This is a genomic window from Streptomyces sp. H51 (genome assembly GCF_035656535.1).
In the GTDB taxonomy this organism is placed as follows: Bacteria; Actinomycetota; Actinomycetes; order Streptomycetales; family Streptomycetaceae; genus Streptomyces.
The window spans coordinates 155,734-172,140 of record NZ_JAYMHD010000020.1 but is presented as its reverse complement, the minus strand read 5'-3'; the positions used below and the strand labels follow the sequence as shown (position 1 = coordinate 172,140).

The 16,407-nt window shown below is 72.3% G+C and carries 14 protein-coding genes and 1 pseudogene; 7 read left to right on the top strand and 8 right to left on the bottom strand.

Features of this window, described 5'->3' with window-relative positions; genetic code table 11:
• Positions 1–96: 96 nt before the first annotated feature.
• Positions 97–447 (top strand): annotated as a pseudogene (locus VKA29_RS05385) (zinc ribbon domain-containing protein); the annotation flags it as partial.
• Here the strand turns inward: VKA29_RS05385 and VKA29_RS05380 are convergent.
• The 3 genes from VKA29_RS05380 to VKA29_RS05370 all read right to left on the bottom strand — a co-directional run bounded on the left by VKA29_RS05380 (position 374) and on the right by VKA29_RS05370 (position 4,458).
• Positions 374–1,657 carry a lysine N(6)-hydroxylase/L-ornithine N(5)-oxygenase family protein gene (locus VKA29_RS05380; RefSeq protein ID WP_324784015.1) on the bottom strand — a complete coding sequence of 428 codons (1,284 nt, stop codon included), beginning with the start codon at positions 1,655–1,657 and terminating at the stop codon, positions 374–376. The pseudogene VKA29_RS05385 and the gene VKA29_RS05380 sit on opposite strands and share 74 nt — an antisense overlap.
• Positions 1,641–3,083: a lysine decarboxylase DesA gene (gene desA, locus VKA29_RS05375; protein ID WP_324784014.1), complete on the bottom strand. Its 1,443-nt coding sequence runs from the start codon at positions 3,081–3,083 to the stop codon at positions 1,641–1,643. The genes VKA29_RS05380 and desA overlap by 17 nt, the downstream gene beginning before the upstream one ends.
• A 319-nt stretch (positions 3,084–3,402) precedes the next feature.
• Positions 3,403–4,458 carry an ABC transporter substrate-binding protein gene (locus VKA29_RS05370; protein WP_324784013.1) on the bottom strand — a complete coding sequence of 352 codons (1,056 nt, stop codon included), beginning with the start codon at positions 4,456–4,458 and terminating at the stop codon, positions 3,403–3,405.
• 178 nt (positions 4,459–4,636) lie between these two features.
• On the opposite strand from VKA29_RS05370, the gene VKA29_RS05365 reads away from it, so the two are divergent.
• Both VKA29_RS05365 and VKA29_RS05360 read left to right on the top strand, forming a co-directional pair.
• Positions 4,637–5,149 (top strand): DUF6232 family protein, encoded by a 513-nt coding sequence (locus VKA29_RS05365; RefSeq protein WP_324784012.1) that lies wholly within the window; start codon positions 4,637–4,639, stop codon positions 5,147–5,149.
• Positions 5,146–5,484, top strand: coding sequence for a hypothetical protein (locus VKA29_RS05360; RefSeq protein WP_324784011.1), 339 nt, complete (start codon positions 5,146–5,148; stop codon positions 5,482–5,484). Before VKA29_RS05365 ends, VKA29_RS05360 begins: the two co-directional genes overlap by 4 nt.
• Positions 5,485–5,679: 195 nt before the next feature.
• On the opposite strand, the gene VKA29_RS05355 is transcribed toward VKA29_RS05360, so the two are convergent.
• From VKA29_RS05355 to VKA29_RS05340, 4 genes are read right to left on the bottom strand one after another with little or no spacing between them, the layout of a single operon-like run.
• Entirely contained in the window at positions 5,680–6,840 is a 1,161-nt protein-coding gene (locus VKA29_RS05355; protein WP_324784010.1) for an acyl-CoA dehydrogenase family protein, read from the bottom strand.
• Positions 6,841–6,846: 6 nt separating this feature from the next.
• A complete protein-coding gene (locus VKA29_RS05350; protein WP_324784009.1) occupies positions 6,847–7,788 on the bottom strand; it encodes a hydroxymethylglutaryl-CoA lyase in 942 nt (313 codons plus the stop codon).
• Complete coding sequence (locus VKA29_RS05345) at positions 7,785–9,806, bottom strand: biotin carboxylase N-terminal domain-containing protein (protein WP_324784008.1); 2,022 nt, start codon at positions 9,804–9,806, stop codon at positions 7,785–7,787. The genes VKA29_RS05350 and VKA29_RS05345 overlap by 4 nt, the downstream gene beginning before the upstream one ends.
• A gap of 17 nt (positions 9,807–9,823) precedes the next feature.
• Positions 9,824–11,440 (bottom strand): carboxyl transferase domain-containing protein, encoded by a 1,617-nt coding sequence (locus tag VKA29_RS05340; protein ID WP_324784007.1) that lies wholly within the window; start codon positions 11,438–11,440, stop codon positions 9,824–9,826.
• Positions 11,441–11,537: 97 nt separating this feature from the next.
• Here VKA29_RS05340 and VKA29_RS05335 point away from each other — a divergent pair, with 97 nt between their 5' ends.
• From VKA29_RS05335 to VKA29_RS05320, 4 genes are all read left to right on the top strand, one after another.
• Entirely contained in the window at positions 11,538–12,146 is a 609-nt protein-coding gene (locus tag VKA29_RS05335; protein WP_324784006.1) for a TetR/AcrR family transcriptional regulator, read from the top strand.
• Between the two features lie 253 nt (positions 12,147–12,399).
• A complete protein-coding gene (locus VKA29_RS05330; RefSeq protein WP_324784005.1) occupies positions 12,400–13,557 on the top strand; it encodes an acyl-CoA dehydrogenase family protein in 1,158 nt (385 codons plus the stop codon).
• 35 nt (positions 13,558–13,592) lie between these two features.
• Positions 13,593–14,468, top strand: a complete 876-nt coding sequence (locus tag VKA29_RS05325; protein WP_324784004.1) for an acyl-CoA thioesterase — start codon at positions 13,593–13,595, stop codon at positions 14,466–14,468.
• A gap of 59 nt (positions 14,469–14,527) precedes the next feature.
• A complete protein-coding gene (locus VKA29_RS05320; protein WP_324784003.1) occupies positions 14,528–15,196 on the top strand; it encodes a maleylpyruvate isomerase N-terminal domain-containing protein in 669 nt (222 codons plus the stop codon).
• Positions 15,197–15,220: 24 nt separating this feature from the next.
• Here VKA29_RS05320 and VKA29_RS05315 read toward each other — a convergent pair whose 3' ends face one another.
• Positions 15,221–16,009: a phosphatase gene (locus VKA29_RS05315; protein WP_324784002.1), complete on the bottom strand. Its 789-nt coding sequence runs from the start codon at positions 16,007–16,009 to the stop codon at positions 15,221–15,223.
• Positions 16,010–16,407: the final 398 nt, after the last annotated feature.

The window sequence follows — 16,407 nt, the reverse complement described above, 5'->3', positions numbered from 1 at the left end:
CCGGCCGTCAGGCCGGGATGGGGGTACCTCCCGCTCGCGGGGGAGGAACGGACTCCTGCGGAGCAGGGCAGGGAAAGCCGGTTCGCCGCCAGGGCGGACCGGCAGCCACCGTCCACCGAGCTGTGCGGGGCGTGCGGAGCGGTCGCGGCGAAGACGCCGCTGAACGTCCGCGAGTGGACGTGTGACTGCGGCGCCGTGCACGACCGCGACGTGAACGCGGCACGCGACATCCTGGCCGCCGGGCCGGCGGCGTCCGCCTGTGGAGACGGTGTAAGACCTCAACGGGAGTCCTCCCGGACGGGGCGGTCGTCGGTGAAGCAGGAACCCCAGCGGGTGACCGCTGGAATCCCCCGCCTTCAGGCGGGGGAGGAAGTCAAACGCCGAACTCCTGGAACGCGATGGTCTTCTCGACCGGGTAGTACTCGCCGCCGAGCAGCTCGCGGATGATGCAGCTGTTGCGGTACGGGCCCATGCCGAGGTCGGGTGAGGTGACGCTGTGCGTGTGCACGCCGGCGTTCTGCAGGAACACGCCCCGGCCGGTGACGTCGACGGCGTAGTTGCGGCCCACGTCGAAGCGGCCGTGGGCGTCGAAGCGCAGGCGGTCGCGGACCGGGTCGAGGAAGGCCGGGGGTTCGTAGTGGTAGCCGGTGGCCAGCACCAGGCCCTCGGTGTGGATCTCGAAGTCCTTGCCCTGCTCGTCGTGGTGGAAGCCGAGCGTGTAGCCGCCGTCCTCGTGACGGGCGCGCACCAGCGAGGAGTTGGTGAGCAGACGGGTGGGTACCGGGCGGCCGCCGCCCTCGGCGTTCTTCCGGTAGAGCAGGTCGAAGACCGCGTCGATCAGGTCCGAGTCGATGCCCTTGAACAGGCCCTTCTGCTGTTTCTCCAGCCGGTAGCGGGTCTCCTCGGGCAGCGCGCGGAAGTAGTCGACGTAGTCCGGGGAGGTCATCTCCAGGGTCAGCTTGGCGTATTCCAGCGGGAAGAAGCGCGGGGAGCGGGTGACCCAGTTGAGCTGGTAGCCGTGCACGTCGATCTCGCCGAGCAGCTCGTGGTAGATCTCCGCGGCGCTCTGGCCGCTGCCCACGATCGTGATCGACTTCTTCGCCCGCAGGTCCTCCCGGCGCCGCGTGTACTCGGCGGTGTGCAGGAGGCCGCCGCCGAGCCCCCGGCACGGCTCGGGCAGGAACGGGGTGGTGCCGGTGCCCAGCACCAGGTGCCGGGCGCGGCAGGTGTCGCCCGCGGCGGTCCGCACCGCGTACAGCCCGTCCTCGTACGTCACCCGGGTGACCGTCGCGCCGAAGCGGACGCTGCTCAGCTTGCCGGCCGCCCAGCGGCAGTAGTCGTCGTACTCGACCCGCAGCGGGTAGAAGTTCTCGCGGATGTAGAAGGGATACAGCCGGCCCTTCTCCTTCAGGTAGTTGAGGAAGGAGTACGGCGAGGTCGGGTCGGCCAGGGTGACCAGGTCCGACATGAACGGCGTCTGCAGATGGGCGCCGTCGAGGAACATGCCCGAGTGCCACTCGAAGTCCGGCTTGGACTCCAGGAAGACGCAGTCGAGTTCGGAGATCGGCTCGGTCAGGCAGGCAAGCCCGAGGTTGAACGGGCCGAGCCCGATGCCCACCAGGTCGTGGACGCGGCCGGGTTCAGGATGCGCGGTCAAGGGACTCTCCCAGGTACTGCTCGGCGTGGCCGGCGATGAGGTCGAGGACGGCGGCGATGTCGGACGGCCGCGTCTCGGGGTTGAGCAGGGTGAACTTCAGGTAGTGGCGACCGCCCACCTTGGTGCCCGCGACCACCGCGTCACCCGAGGCGAACAGGGCCTTGCGGGCGTGCAGGTTGGCGCGGTCGATCAGCGCCGGGTCGGTGACGGCGGCCGGGACGCAGCGGAAGACGAGGGTGGACAGGGCCGGCTCGACGACCACGTCGAAGCGGGGGTCGGCCATGAGGAGTCCCCAGCCCTGCCGCGCCAGGTCGCACACCTCGTCGAACAGCTGCCCGATGCCGTCGGCGCCCATGGTGCGCAGCGTCATCCACAGCTTCAGCGCGTCGAAGCGGCGGGTGGTCTGCAGGGACTTGTCGACCTGGTTGGGGACGCGCTCGCGCACCGTGCGGCGGGGGTTGAGGTAGTCGGCGTGGTAGGTCGCGTGCCGCAGCGTGGCGCCGTCGCGCACCAGCACCGCGGACGAACTCACCGGCTGGAAGAAGGACTTGTGGTAGTCGACGGTGACCGAGTCGGCGCGCTCCACGCCGTCGATGCGGTCCCGGTGCTTCAGCGAGACCAGCAGCCCGCAGCCGTAGGCGGCGTCGACGTGCATCCACGTCCCGTACCGGGCGCACAGCTCGGCGATCCCGTGCAGCGGGTCGATGGAGCCGAAGTCGGTGGTTCCGGCGGTGGCGACGACGGCCATCGGCACCAGGCCGTCCTGCCGGCAGCGCTCCAGCTCGCGGGCGAGGGCGACGGTCCGCATGCGCCTGTCGCGGTCGACGGGGACGGAGACCACGGCGTCCTGGCCGAGGCCGAGCAGTTTCGCGGACTTCTGCACGCTGAAGTGACTGGCCTCGGACGCGAAGACGCGCAGGTCGGCGAGCGACGCGCACCTGGCCTCCTCTCGGGCCAGCAGCAGCGCCTGGAGGTTCGACTGGGTGCCGCCGGAGGTGAACACGCCGTCCGCGGCGGGGCCGAAGCCGATGCGTCCGGCGGTCCAGTCGATGACCCGTCGCTCGATGAGGGTGCCGCCGGCCGACTGGTCCCAGGTGTCGAGGGAGGAGTTGACGGCGGACAGCACCGCCTCGCCGAGCACCGCCGGAATGACGACCGGGCAGTTGAGGTGGGCGAGGTAGCGGGGGTGGTGGAAGTAGACCGCGTCCCGGAGGTAGACCTCGTCGAGCTCGTCGAGCACGGCCGCGGTGTCGTGCAGCGGCCGGTCGAGATCGATCCGCTCGATGCGGGGCGCGAGGGCGTCTGCCGTGATGCCGGTGAACGGACGCTCGGTGGCGGCCAGTTGCGCGGCCACCCGCTCGACGCCTTCCGTCACGGAGCGGCGGTAGTGCTCCGCGGTCGTGTCATTGAGCAGGTGCGAGCGCATGGTGGGGGTCCTCCGGTGGGGACGGTCCGCGGCGGGGCGGACACGGGGCGGATCCGCGAGATCAACTTAGGTTAGCCTAACCTAAATTAGAAGGGGGTCTGCTTCGTCCGTGACCGTCCCCACGCCCCCGGAGTGTCGCCGCGGTCGCCGCACGCCCCGCACCGCGACCCGTCCCGGGGCGGTGCGGGACGGGCCGCGGTGCGGAGCGTGTCGGGTGGGTGCGGGGCGCTTCGGGGCGCGGAGTGTGCCGGGTGGGCGCGGGGTGCTTCGGGACGCGGGGTGTGCCGGGTGGGTGCGGGGCGTACCGGGGTGCGGCGGGTCAGGAGACCTTCTTGGCCTTCTCCAGCGCCTCGGCGAGGCCGGTGAGCAGCGGGGTGCACTTGTCGTACGACAGGATCGGCTCGGGTGAGCGGGACATGACCTGGCCGGCCTTGACGGCGGGCAGCTTCTTCCAGGTGGCCTCGGTGATGTCGGCCGGCTGGAGGGCCGAGGTGCGGTCGTCCATCATGATGATGTCGGCCGCGTACTTGTCGACGTTCTCCCAGCTCAGGCTCTCGTACCAGCCGCCGCCCTCGGCCTTGGCCTTCTCCGGAGGCTCGACGAGGTTCACGCCGAGCGCCTTGAAGTACTCCAGGTCGATGGAGAGGTTGCTGCCGGAGACGTAGAACAGCTCCTGGCTCGCGGAACCCGCCATCACCTTGATGTCGGGCTTGGCCTTGGCGGCCTCGCGCAGCCGGGCCGCGGCCGCCTCGAACCTCTTCTTGGCCTCGGTGGCCGCGGCGGCCTTCATGTCGGCGCCGAGCGACTCGGCGAGCGCCCACACGCGTTGCAGCGGCTCGGTGAGCGGACGGTCGTAGACGGAGAGCCCGACGCCGGGGGCCAGCTCGGCGATCTTGTCCTTGGACTCCTCGGGGACGTACCAGAGGGTGCCCGCGCCGTCGAACATGGTGGAGATCAGCACGTCCGGCGCGAGGGCCGCGTACTTCTCGACGTTGAACTGGCCCCAGACGTTGCCGAGGACGGTGACCTTGCTGATGTCCATGTCGCCGGCCTGGACGTCGGGCTTGCCGTCCGGGGTCCTGGTCGGGCCGAAGACGCCCTTCACGGAGATGCCGTAGTCGTACAGCGCGGCGGCGACGCCGGTGAACGCGACGATGTTCCGCGGGGCCTTGCCGAGCTTCACGGTCTTGCCGCGGTCGTCCTCGAAGGACCAGGGGCCGGACGTGGCGGCGGCCGTCCCGCTGTCCGAGTCCCCGCCGCCCCCGCTGTTCGCGCCGTCGCCGCCGCAGGCCGCGAGCGCGGCGCCGAGGCCGAGGGCGCCGCCCGCGGCGAGGATGCCGCGGCGGGTGAGGTGGGAGGCTCTGGAATTGGGCATGGCGTGACTGCTTTCGAACGGGGCGAGGTGCCCGCCGGACAAGTTCGAAGGTAGGTTAGCCTAACCTAAATTACTGTCCAGGGGGCGGTCCCGGTCGCAAGGCGCCGAGCGTGGCCGGTTTCGGTCAATGTCCGCATCCTGTAAGGCGGTTGACTGTAAATCGCCTCTTGCCGAGTCGGTGAGCGGACGGCTGCTGTGGGTGGGCGAAGCTGCCTATCCGCTGCACAACATCTCGCGCGTCCACACCTTCGTCCTCAAGCCGAAGAGGGCGGAGGCGGTGAACGACTTCCTGAAATGGACGGCGCTCACCGCGGCGGCGCTCGTGGCGCTGCAGGCGATCAGCCAGGACGCCTCGTCCCGCGGCCAGGAGAACGGCAGTGTACGGGGGCTGGGGGCGCTCGGCCTGGTCGTGGTGATCGGGCTGTTCGTCCGGATGCTGAAGATGTGGAACACGCCGCCCGAGCACGTCCCGGCCGTCGAGACCGCCAGCGGGTCCACGTCCCTGGTGACCCTGCCCGACCCGGCCAAACTGCGGCAGCTCGTCCTCTACATCGTCAACGCCATCGAGAACCCCGGGGCCGAGTTCCACGTCCGGGTGGCGAGCCTGCAGGTCAACCCCGAGAACTACCAGTTCGGGGACACGGTGAACATGTACGGCGGACTGCACAACACGGGGATGACGAAGAAGTGAGCGGCGACACCTTCAACAGCTACGGCAGCGGCCACCAGGTGGTCATGAACGGCGGCTCCGGCAACACCGGCATCGTCACGGGCGGTCGGGCGACCGCGGCCCAGGCGGCGGTCGAGGCGCTGCGGCTGGAACTGCGGGAACTTCGCGGCACGCTCGCGCCGGACGCCGAGCGGACGATCGACGGAAGTCTGCCGGTCCTCGCCGACGGCACGCGCCCCGCCGCGGAACGGCGCGCGGCCCTCCCCGCGATCTCCGGCGCCGTCGCGGCCCTCGGCGCGGCGGCCGCACCGGTACGCGACCTGATCGAGGGACTGCGGGGCCTGCTCGGCGGGTGATACGCGGCCGGCCCCGGGGTGATACGGGGCCGGTCCCGGGCCCGGGGTGATACGGGGCCGGTCCCGCGCCGGGGGCGACCCCGGGGGCAGAAAGACCCGGCACGGACGGACCCTCAGGGCCGAGCACGGCGACCCCGCCCGTGAGGACCATCCGGTGGTCTTCGAGGACGCGAGCGGGGTCGGCGCGCGGGTGGATCAGCTGACCAGCCCCAACTCCCGCGCGATCAGCATCCGCTGGACCTCGCTGGTGCCCTCGCCGATCTCCAGGATCTTGGAGTCGCGCCACATCCGGGCCACCGGGTACTCGTTCATGAAGCCGTAGCCGCCGTGGATCTGGGTGGCGTCGCGGGCGTTGTCCACCGCGATGGTCGAGGAGTACAGCTTCGCCAGCGCCGCCTCCTTCTTGAACGGCTCGCCGGACACCAGCCGGGCCGCCGCGTCGCGCCAGGCCAGCCGGGCCGTGTGGGCCCGCATCTCCATGTCCGCGATCTTGAACTGGACGGCCTGGTTGGCGCCGATCGGCCGGCCGAAGGCGTGACGCTCCTTCGCGTACTTCACCGACTCGTCGACGCAGCCCTGGGCGAGCCCGGTGGCCAGCGCGGCGATGGCGATCCGCCCCTCGTCCAGGATGCGCAGGAACTGCGCGTAGCCCCGGCCCTCCTCGCCCAGCAGGTTGGCCGCCGGGACGCGGACGTCCGTGAACGACAGCTCGCGGGTGTCGGAGGCGTTCCAGCCGACCTTCGAGTACGCCGGCGCGACCGTGAAGCCCGGCGTGCCGGACGGGACGATGATCGCCGAGATGCGCGGCCTGCCGTCCGGCTTGCGGCCGGTGACCGCGGTGACCGTGACCAGGCCGGTGATGTCGGTGCCCGAGTTGGTGATGAAGCACTTGGTGCCGTTGATCACCCACTCGTCCGTGTCCGGGTCGAGCCGGGCGGTCGTACGCGTCGCGCCCGCGTCCGAGCCGCCGTCCGGCTCGGTGAGCCCGAACGCGCCGAGGATCTCCCCGGAGCACAGCCGGGGCAGCCACTGCCGCTTCTGCTCCTCGGTGCCGAACAGGTGGATCGGCATCGCGCCCAGGGAGACGCCCGCCTCCAGGGTGATCGCCACCGAGGAGTCGACGCGGGCCAGCTCCTCCAGCGCCACGCCGAGCGCCAGGTAGTCGCCGCCCATGCCGCCGTACTCCTCGGGGAACGGCAGTCCGAACAGGCCCATGCGGCCCATCTCGCGGACGATCTCGTAGGGGAACTCGTGGTGCTCGTAGAACTCGCCGATCTTCGGCGCCACCACGTCGTGCGCGAACTGCTCGACCGTGCGCCGCAGTTCTTCGAGTTCGGGGGAGAGACGGTAGTCCATGGCGGATCACTGGTCCTTGTGGGAGAGGGCACGGACGGTGCGGGACGGGCTGGGTCGGCCCAACTGCTCGGCCATCCACACGCTGGTGGCGACGAGGCGGCCGAGGTCGACTCCGGTGTCGATGCCGAGCCCGCGCAGCATCCACACGAGGTCTTCGGTGGCGAGGTTGCCGGTGGCGGACTTGGCGTAGGGGCAGCCGCCCAGACCGCCGGCGGAGGCGTCGACCGTGGTGACGCCGTGCTGGAGGGCGGCCAGGGTGTTGGCGAGGGCCTGGCCGTAGGTGTCGTGGAAGTGCACGCCGAGCACGGAGACCGGAACGCCCGCCTCGCCCAGCGCGGTCAGCAGCGCGCGCACATGTCCCGGTGTCGCCACGCCGATGGTGTCGCCGAGACTCAGCTCGTCGCAGCCCATGTCGAGCAGCGCCCGGCACACGCCCACGACCTGCTCCACCGCGACGGCGCCTTCCCACGGGTCGCCGAAGCACATCGACAGGTAGCCGCGCACGTGCACGCCCTCGCCCTTGGCCCTGGCCACCACCGGCTCGAACATGGTCAGCGCCTCGGCCACCGTGCGGTTGAGGTTGGCCTTGGCGAAGGACTCGGTGGCGCTCGCGAAGACGGCGACGCGCCGGGCGCCGAGAGCGAGCGCGCGGTCCAGCCCGCGTTCGTTCGGCACCAGCACCGGCAGGTCGGCCGGCACGTCGGCGACGAGCGGGAACAGCGCCTCCGCGTCGGCGAGCTGGGGCACCCACTTCGGGTGCACGAAGCTCGTCGCCTCGATCGTGGTCAGACCCGCGCCGGCCAGCCGCCGCACGAACTCCGCCTTGACCTCGGTCGGTACGGTCGCCGGCTCGTTCTGCAGACCGTCCCGCGCGCCGACCTCGTGGATCCGCACCCGCGCGGGCAGTCCCTCGACGGGTACGACCATGGGGAGCCCTTCCGCCGTCATTCCGTCACCTCCTCGTGGGGCGTGATCACCGCGAGCACCTGGTCCATGGCGACCGTGGTGCCCGGGGAGACGTCCAGTTCGGCGACCGTGCCGGCGTGCGGGGCGGAGATGACGTGCTCCATCTTCATCGCCTCGACGACCAGCAGGCTCTGACCGGCGCTCACCTCGTCGCCGACGGCGACCTTCACGACGGTGACCGTGCCGGGCATGGGCGCGGTGAGCGAATCGGCGCCCGCGTGCGCCGCGCGGGTGAGCGACGCGGCGACCGGGTCGTGGTCGCGCACCTGCCAGGCGTCGCCGTCGCGGCCCAGCCAGGTGCCGTCCGGCAGGGCGGCGAAGGTGTGGACCAGGCCGTCGAGCCGGAAACTGAAGACGCCCTCGGCCCCGGGCCGCGGGAGCACACCCCCGGACCCGCGCACCGGCCGGTCCGCGCCGGGCAGCAGCACCTCGGTCCCGCCGTCCGGCGTGCGGCGCACCCGCACACTGACCGGGTCGTGGCCCGGCACCCGCAGGTGGTGCGCCGTCCAGACCCGCTCGCCGCCCAGGCGCCAGCCGTCCGCGGCCGCGAACGGGTCGGCCCAGCCGGTGCCGTCGCCGGCGGGGGCGAGCGCCGCCTGGCGCAGCAGCGCCGCCGCCGCGTAGACCTCCGCGGGGACTTCGTCGGTGACGAGCCCGGCCGCGTCCCGCTCCACCAGCCCGGTGTCCAGCTCGCCCGCGGCCACCGCCGGGTGGGCCAGCAGCCGGCGCAGGAAACCGGCGTTGGTCTGCACGCCCAGCACGACCGTCCCCGCGAGGGCCGCCCGCAGCTTCCGCAGCGCGCTCGCCCGGTCGGGGCCGTAGGCGATGACCTTGGACAGCATCGGGTCGTACAGGCTGCCGACCTCGGTGCCCTCGCTGAGCCCGGAGTCGGTGCGCACGCCGTCGCCCTGCGGCTCGCGCAGGGCGAGCACGGTGCCGCCGGACGGCAGGAACCCGCGCGCCGGGTCCTCCGCGCACACCCGGGCCTCGACCGCGTGCCCGGTCAGCGTGACGTCGCCCTGCCCGAACGGCAGCGGCTCCCCGGCGGCGACCCGCAGCTGCCACTCCACCAGGTCGAGCCCGGTGATCAGCTCGGTGACCGGGTGCTCCACCTGGAGGCGGGTGTTCATCTCCATGAACCAGTACGACGACGGGTCGTCGCCCGGGACGATGAACTCCACCGTGCCCGCGCCCCGGTAGCCGCAGGAGCGGGCGGCCTGCACCGCGGCCTCGCCCATGGTCGCGCGGGTGTCCTCGTCCAGCAGGACCGACGGCGCCTCCTCGATGATCTTCTGGTGGCGGCGCTGCAGGGAGCACTCGCGCTCGCCGAGGTGGACCACGTTGCCGTGGCCGTCGGCCAGCACCTGGATCTCGATGTGCCGGGGGCGGTCGATCCACCGCTCGACCAGGAGGGTGTCGTCGCCGAAGGAGGCGCGGGCCTCGCGGCGGGCCGCGGCGATCTCGTCGGCGAGAGCGGCGGCGTCCCGCACCCGCCGCATGCCCTTGCCGCCGCCGCCCGCCGACGGCTTCAGCAGCACCGGCATGCCGATCTCCCGGGCAGCGTCGGCCAGTTCGGCGTCGGTGAGGCCGCTGCCGCTGGAGCCGGGCACGACCGGGACACCGGCCGCCCGCACCGTCTCCTTGGCGCGGATCTTGTCGCCCATGAGGGCGATCGCGTCCGCGGGCGGCCCGACGAAGACCAGCCCGGCGTCGGCGCAGGCGCGCGCGAAGGCCGCGTTCTCCGCGAGGAAGCCGTAGCCGGGATGGACGGCCTGGGCTCCGGCGCGCGCCGCCGCGTCGAGCAGCCGCTCCACCGACAGGTAGCTCTCCGCCGCCGGCGCCGGACCGATCCGCACCGCCGTGTCGGCCTCCCGGACGTGCCGGGCGTCGGCGTCCGCGTCGGAGAAGACGGCCACCGAGCGCACGCCCAGCGACCGCAGCGTGCGGATGACACGCACGGCGATCTCGCCCCGGTTGGCCACGAGTACTGTGTCGAACATGATCGGGTAACCCCCCTCTACATCCGGAAGACGCCGAACTGGGGCTCACCCAGGGGCGCGTTGGCACAGGCGGTCAGGGCCAGGCCCAGCACCTGACGGGTCTCCAGCGGGTCGATGACCCCGTCGTCCCAGAGCCGGGCGGTGGCGTAGTAGGCGTTGCCCTGGCGCTCGTACTGGGCGCGGACGGGGGCCTTGAAGGTCTCCTCGTCCTCCACGGACCATTCCTCGCCGCGGGCATCGAACTGGTCCCGCTTGACGGTGGCGAGGACCGAGGCGGCCTGCTCGCCGCCCATCACCGAGATCTTGGCGCCCGGCCACATCCACAGGAAGCGGGGCGAGTAGGCCCGCCCGCACATCGAGTAGTTGCCCGCGCCGTACGACCCGCCGACCACCACGGTCAGCTTCGGCACGCGCGTGCAGGCGACGGCCGTGACCATCTTGGCGCCGTGCTTGGCGATGCCGCCGGCCTCGTAGTCCCGGCCGACCATGAAGCCGGAGATGTTCTGCAGGAACACCAGCGGGATGCCGCGCTGGTCGCACAGCTCGATGAAGTGCGCGCCCTTCTGGGCGGACTCGGAGAACAGGATGCCGTTGTTGGCGACGATGCCGACCGGGTGCCCGTGGATCCGGGCGAAGCCGGTGACCAGGGTCTGCCCGAACTCGGCCTTGAACTCCGCGAACCGCGAGCCGTCGACCACGCGCGCGATGATCTCGCGCACGTCGTAGGGGGTGCGGGGGTCGACCGGGACGGCGCCGTAGAGGCCGTGGGGGTCCACCTTCGGCTCGACGACCGGGGCGGCCTGCCAGGGCAGCGGTCCGCGCGCGGGCAGCGTGGCGACGATGTCCCGCACGATCCGCAGCGCGTGCGCGTCGTCCTCGGCGAGGTGGTCGGTGACGCCCGACACGCGCGCGTGGACGTCGCCGCCGCCGAGCTCCTCGGCGGTCACCACCTCGCCGGTGGCCGCCTTCACCAGGGGCGGCCCGCCCAGGAAGATGGTGCCCTGGTTGCGGACGATGACGGCCTCGTCGCTCATCGCCGGGACGTACGCCCCGCCGGCCGTGCAGGAGCCGAGCACGGCCGCGATCTGCGGGATGCCGGCGCCGGACATCCGGGCCTGGTTGTAGAAGATCCGCCCGAAGTGGTCGCGGTCGGGGAAGACCTCGTCCTGCATCGGCAGGAAGGCGCCCCCGGAGTCCACCAGGTACACGCACGGCAGGCGGTTGTCGAGGGCGACCTCCTGGGCGCGCAGGTGCTTCTTCACCGTCATCGGGTAGTACGTCCCGCCCTTGACGGTGGCGTCGTTGGCGACGACCACGCACTCGCGCCCGGCGACCCGCCCGATCCCGGCGATCACCCCGGCGGCCGGGGCCTGCCCGTCGTACATCCCGTCGGCGGCCAGCGGGGCCAGCTCCAGGAACGGTGAGCCGGGGTCGAGGAGGGCGTCCACACGGTCCCTGGGCAGCAGTTTCCCGCGCGCGGTGTGCCGCGCCCGCGCCTTCTCGCCGCCGCCGAGCCGGGCCGCGGCCAGCTTCTCGTGCAACTCCTCCACGAGCGCGCGGTGCGCCGCCTCGTTGGCCCGCCAGGCCTCCGACGCGGGGTCTGCCGCGCTCGTCAGCTCCGGTGCCTGATCCATTCCTGCGGTCCCCTCACCCAGTGGTCCGGCTGTTAATGAGCGTTAACCATTTCCTTCAGGTTAACGACCGCTAACCTCCCTGTCTAGAATTGCCTCCATGGCCACCAGAACCGACGCCCCCACCCGCCGCGACCAGATCCTCAAGGAAGCCGCGCGGCTGTTCGCCGAGCGCGGGTTCCACGGCGTCGGGGTCGACGAGATAGGCGCCGCGGTCGGCATCAGCGGGCCCGGTCTCTACCGCCACTTCCCGGGCAAGGACGCGATGCTCGCCGAACTGCTGGTGGGCATCAGCGGCCAGCTGCTGACCGGCGCGAAGCGACGCCTGAAGGAGGCCGACGGGACGGCCGGTGCCGGGGCGGTCCTCGACTCGCTGATCGAGGGGCACATCGACTTCGCGCTCGACGACCGCCCGCTCATCACCCTGCACGACCGTGAGCTGGACCGCCTGCGGGACAGTGACCGCAAGCTGGTCCGCCAGCTCCAGCGGCAGTACGTGGAGCTGTGGGTGGAGGTGGTCCGCGAGGTCTACCCGGGCCTGGCCGAGCCGGTGGCCCGCTCGGCGGTGCACTCGGTCTTCGGCCTGCTCAACTCCACCCCGCACCTGGGCCGTCCGGGCTCCCTGCCCGGACGGGGCGGCACGGCCACCCTGCTGCACCGGATGGCGAGGGGCGCCTTCGCGGCGGCCGCGGCGGACGGCGAGGACTGACCCGCGGTGCGCGTCGGTCCTGCGGGGGCGCGCGTCGCTCCTGCGGGGGTGCGCGTCGGTCCTGCGGGGGTGCGCGTCGCTCCTGCCGGGGCGCCCGGTGGATGAGCCGTACGGGTTACGGAACCGCCGGACGGGTGAGAGGGTGACGAGCGTTACCCGGACCCCTCTGGACGCCCTCGCCTACTCGCCGGTACGTTGGCGTGAGCAAGCGCTTAGACATGCTCAGTCATGCCGAGTACGTGGAGGTGGCGGCGTGCGCCGTACGGTGTTCAACGAGGACCACGAGGCGTTCCGGGAGACCCTCCGGGCCTTCATCGAGGCCGAGGTCGTCCCCGTCTACGACGAGTGGTTCGCGGCCGGCCTGGCGCCGCGCGACTTCTACTACAAGCTCGCCGAGCTCGGCGTCTTCGGCATCAACGTGCCCGAGGAGTACGGCGGCGCCGGCATCGACTCGTACAAGTTCGAGGCCGTGATGTACGAGGAGACCGCGCGCGCGGGCGTCCAGTTCGGCGGCTCCGGCGTGCACGTGCTGCTGGGCCTGCCGTACATCAAGATGCTCGCCACCGAGGAGCAGAAGAAGCGCTTCCTGCCGAAGTTCGTCTCCGGCGAGGAGATGTGGGCGCTGGCGATGACCGAGCCGGGCACCGGCTCCGACCTCGCGGGCATGAAGACCACCGCCAAGCTCTCCGAGGACGGCACGCACTACGTCCTCAACGGCGCCAAGACCTTCATCACCGGCGGCGTGCACGCCGACCGCGTGATCGTGTGCGCCCGCACCTCCGCGCCGACCGCCGAGGACCGCCGCCACGGCATCTCCCTGTTCGCCGTGGACACCAAGTCCGAGGGCTACTCCATCGGCCGCAAGCTGGACAAGCTGGGCCTGCGCACCTCCGACACCGCCGAGCTGGCGTTCGTCGACGTGAAGGTGCCGGTCGAGGACCTGCTCGGCGAGGAGAACAAGGGCTTCTACTACCTCGGCCACAACCTGGCCTCCGAGCGCTGGGGCATCGCCTTCGGCGCCTACGCGCAGGCCAAGGCGGCCGTCCGGTTCGCCAAGCAGTACGTCCAGGAGCGCACCGTCTTCGGCAAGCCGGTCGCCAGCTTCCAGAACACCAAGTTCGAGCTGGCCGCCTGCCAGGCCGAGGTGGACGCCGCCGAGGCCGTCGCCGACCGCGCCCTTGAGGCCCTGGACGCCGGCGAGCTCACCCCCGCCGAGGCCGCCTCCGCCAAGCTGTTCTGCACCGAGGTCGCCCACCGCGTGATCGACCGCTGCCTGCAGCTGCACGGCGGCTACGGCTTCATGAACGAGTACCCGATAGCCCGCCTGTACGCGGACAACCGCGTCAACCGCATCTACGGCGGCACCAGCGAGATCATGAAGACGATCATCGCCAAGGACATGGGCCTGTAAGGTCCAGGCAATCCCTGGCCGGTACAACTAACTCCATGAGTCAGGCACTACAGGATCTCCTCGATCTGCTCGACCTCGAGCAGATCGAGGAGAACATCTTCCGCGGCAGCTCCCGGCCCTCCCTGGTCCCGCGCGTCTTCGGCGGGCAGGTGGCGGCCCAGGCGCTCGTCGCCGCCGGGCGGACGGTCCCCGCGGACCGGCCCGCCCACTCCCTGCACGCGTACTTCCTGCGCCCCGGCGACCCGGGCGCGCCGATCGTCTACAGCGTCGACCGCATCCGGGACGGCCGCTCCTTCACCACCCGGCGCGTGGTCGCCGTCCAGCACGGCAAGCCGATCTTCCACCTCTCGGCGTCCTTCCAGACGCACGAGGAGGGCCTCGACCACCAGGCCCCGATGCCGCCCGCGCCGGACCCGGCGACGCTGCCGACCTCCGCCGAGCGGCTGCGCGCCTACGACCACCTCGACCCGGCCGTGGTCGAGCGGTTCATCGGCGCCCGGGAGGCCGTCGACCTGCGGTACGTCGACGAACCGCCGTTCGGCAGGTTCGGCGAGCCGCGCGAGCCGCACTCCCAGGTGTGGTTCCGCGCCAACGGCAAGCTCGCCGGCGCCGTCGACGAGCCGCTGCTGCACGTCGTCCTCGCCACGTACGTCAGCGACATGACCCTGCTCGACTCGATCCTGCTCGCGCACGGGCGCGGCGGCTGGGCGGTCGGGGACGTCGTCGGCGCCTCGCTGGACCACGCCATGTGGTTCCACCGCCCCTTCCGCGCCGACGAATGGCTCCTGTACGACCAGGAGTCGCCGTCGGCGTCCGGCGGGCGCGGACTCGGGCAGGCCCGCATCTACACCCAGGACGGCCGGCTGGCCATCACGGTCATCCAGGAGGGCGTGGTCCGCGTCCCGCGGTGATCCGGCTGCCCTGCCGGGCCGGTTGCCGGATCACGGGCGCCCGCGTTGGGATGGGCACCATGACCGAATCGTGGAACTGGCGGGGCGGGCGGATCCGGGAGGCGTACCTCCTGGCGGCGGACACGGTCGCCGGACTGCTCGCCGATCCCGCCGTGGCGGCCGTATGGGACGGGCCGAGCGTGCTGAAGGACTTCGGCGTGCGCGGGCTCGCCGGACACCTGTTCGGACAGGACCTCGACCTGCCGGGCCTGCTCGCCGCGCCCGTGCCGTCCGAGCCCGTCGTGTCCCTGCGCACGTACTACCTGGAGCGCGTGATCTGGCTGGACGCCGGGGCCGACGCCCCGGTCGGCGCGCGCATCCGGGCCGGCGGCGAGGCCAGGGCGGCCGACGGGCACGCGGCCCTGAACGCGCGCGTGCGCGAGGCGCTGGACGCGCTGCGCACGGAGGTGCCCCGGGCGCCCGCCGCGCGGCCCGTGCACGTGGCCACCTGGGGCGAGTGGTCCCTCGAACTCGACGACTTCCTGCTCACCCGCCTGATGGAATTCGTCGTCCACGCCGACGACCTGGCGTGCAGCGCGGGTCTGCCGACGCCGGAGTTCCCGGAGAGCGTCACCGCGCCGGTCGTCGAACTGCTCGCCCGGCTCGCGGTCCGGCGGCACGGCACGGTGGACGTGATCCGGGGGCTCGCCCGCGCCGAGCGCGCCCCCGCCTCCATCGCCGGTCTCTGACCGGCCACCGGAAGGGCACCGGCGTCAGGAGAGCCCCGCCTCCGCGAGCAGGTACGCCGTCATCGGGTCGTAGTAGCGCGGGCTGAGCACGTGGTCGTCGAGCGGGACCGTCACCTGTACGGTCCCCTCGGCCTCGGCGAGGAACAGCGCCGGGTCGTTGCAGTCGGCGTAGCCGACGGAGTCCACGCCGTGCTGCCCCGCGTACCCGGCCCAGCCGTGGTCGGCGACGACCAGGTCGGGCAGCGGGCGGCCCTCGCGCTCCAGCGCCGTCAGGATGGCCTTCATCGGCTCGCCCGAGTGCGTGTGCCACAGCGTGGCGCCGTGCTCCAGCACCGCCACGTCCGCGAACTGCATCACGTACCCCTCGTCGGTCTGCAGCCCGTCCGGGATGACGACGATCTCGCAGCCGGCGGCGCGCAGCGCGGCGGCCGTGGCGCGGTGCACGTCGAGCAGGCCGCCGGGGTGGCCGGTCGCGAACAGCACCTGCTGCCGTCCGTCGGCCGCCTTGCGCAGCCGGGCCGCCATCCGGTCGAGGGCGTCGACGGTCAGCTCGGGGTCGATGGTGTCCTGGCCGTACCGGTGCTCCGGGTCGTCGATCACGCCGCACCGCTCCGCCATCACCGCGAGCACGTCCTGCTCGTCCCGCCAGCGGTCGTCGAGCTCCAGGCCGAGCCAGAAGTTGCGGACTCCGTTGGCGAGCTGGCGGTAGTGGGAGAGGTTGTTCTCGCGCGGGGTGGCCACGTCGCCCGCGATGCGGGTCTTGACGAGGTGGTCGACGAGCTCGGCGCGGCTGGGTGTCCCGGGTATCGGCATGGCTCCCATTGTGAGGCAGTCCCCTGTGCCCGTCCCCGGCGTTTGCGCACGCTGGGACGCGGGTCACGTGCGCGCGGCCTCCCGTCGGGGCGGGTGGGCCGCCCGCTGTGGGTCGGCCTTCCGGTCGCGACGGCGCGCGGGCACGCGGGCACCCGGGCACGCGGGCCGCACGGTGCCCGCGGGTCGCCGCTCGCTGTCGGCGTGCGCACGGTCGGCGTGCGGGGCTGCTGCGGCGGCCGCATTTCCGGGCGACGGTGAACACCGACAACCGGCTGATGTCCGGGCACCAGCACAGCCTCGGGCTGGGTATCGGCGGGTTTCCGGGTGGAGAGACGACCGGCGTCCGGCGGCACCGGGGCGCTCGGCTCGCGAGGCCGTGCGGCGTGCTGAGCCGCGCG

Coding starts and splice junctions, on each gene's coding strand:
- desA (WP_324784014.1), bottom strand. CDS start 3,083: ATGCGCTCGCACCTGCTCAATGACACGACCGCGGAGCACTACCGCCGC.
- VKA29_RS05370 (WP_324784013.1), bottom strand. CDS start 4,458: ATGCCCAATTCCAGAGCCTCCCACCTCACCCGCCGCGGCATCCTCGCC.
- VKA29_RS05355 (WP_324784010.1), bottom strand. CDS start 6,840: ATGGACTACCGTCTCTCCCCCGAACTCGAAGAACTGCGGCGCACGGTC.
- VKA29_RS05350 (WP_324784009.1), bottom strand. CDS start 7,788: ATGACGGCGGAAGGGCTCCCCATGGTCGTACCCGTCGAGGGACTGCCC.
- VKA29_RS05345 (WP_324784008.1), bottom strand. CDS start 9,806: ATGTTCGACACAGTACTCGTGGCCAACCGGGGCGAGATCGCCGTGCGT.
- VKA29_RS05340 (WP_324784007.1), bottom strand. CDS start 11,440: ATGGATCAGGCACCGGAGCTGACGAGCGCGGCAGACCCCGCGTCGGAG.
- VKA29_RS05335 (WP_324784006.1), top strand. CDS start 11,538: ATGGCCACCAGAACCGACGCCCCCACCCGCCGCGACCAGATCCTCAAG.
- VKA29_RS05325 (WP_324784004.1), top strand. CDS start 13,593: ATGAGTCAGGCACTACAGGATCTCCTCGATCTGCTCGACCTCGAGCAG.
- VKA29_RS05320 (WP_324784003.1), top strand. CDS start 14,528: ATGACCGAATCGTGGAACTGGCGGGGCGGGCGGATCCGGGAGGCGTAC.
- VKA29_RS05315 (WP_324784002.1), bottom strand. CDS start 16,009: ATGCCGATACCCGGGACACCCAGCCGCGCCGAGCTCGTCGACCACCTC.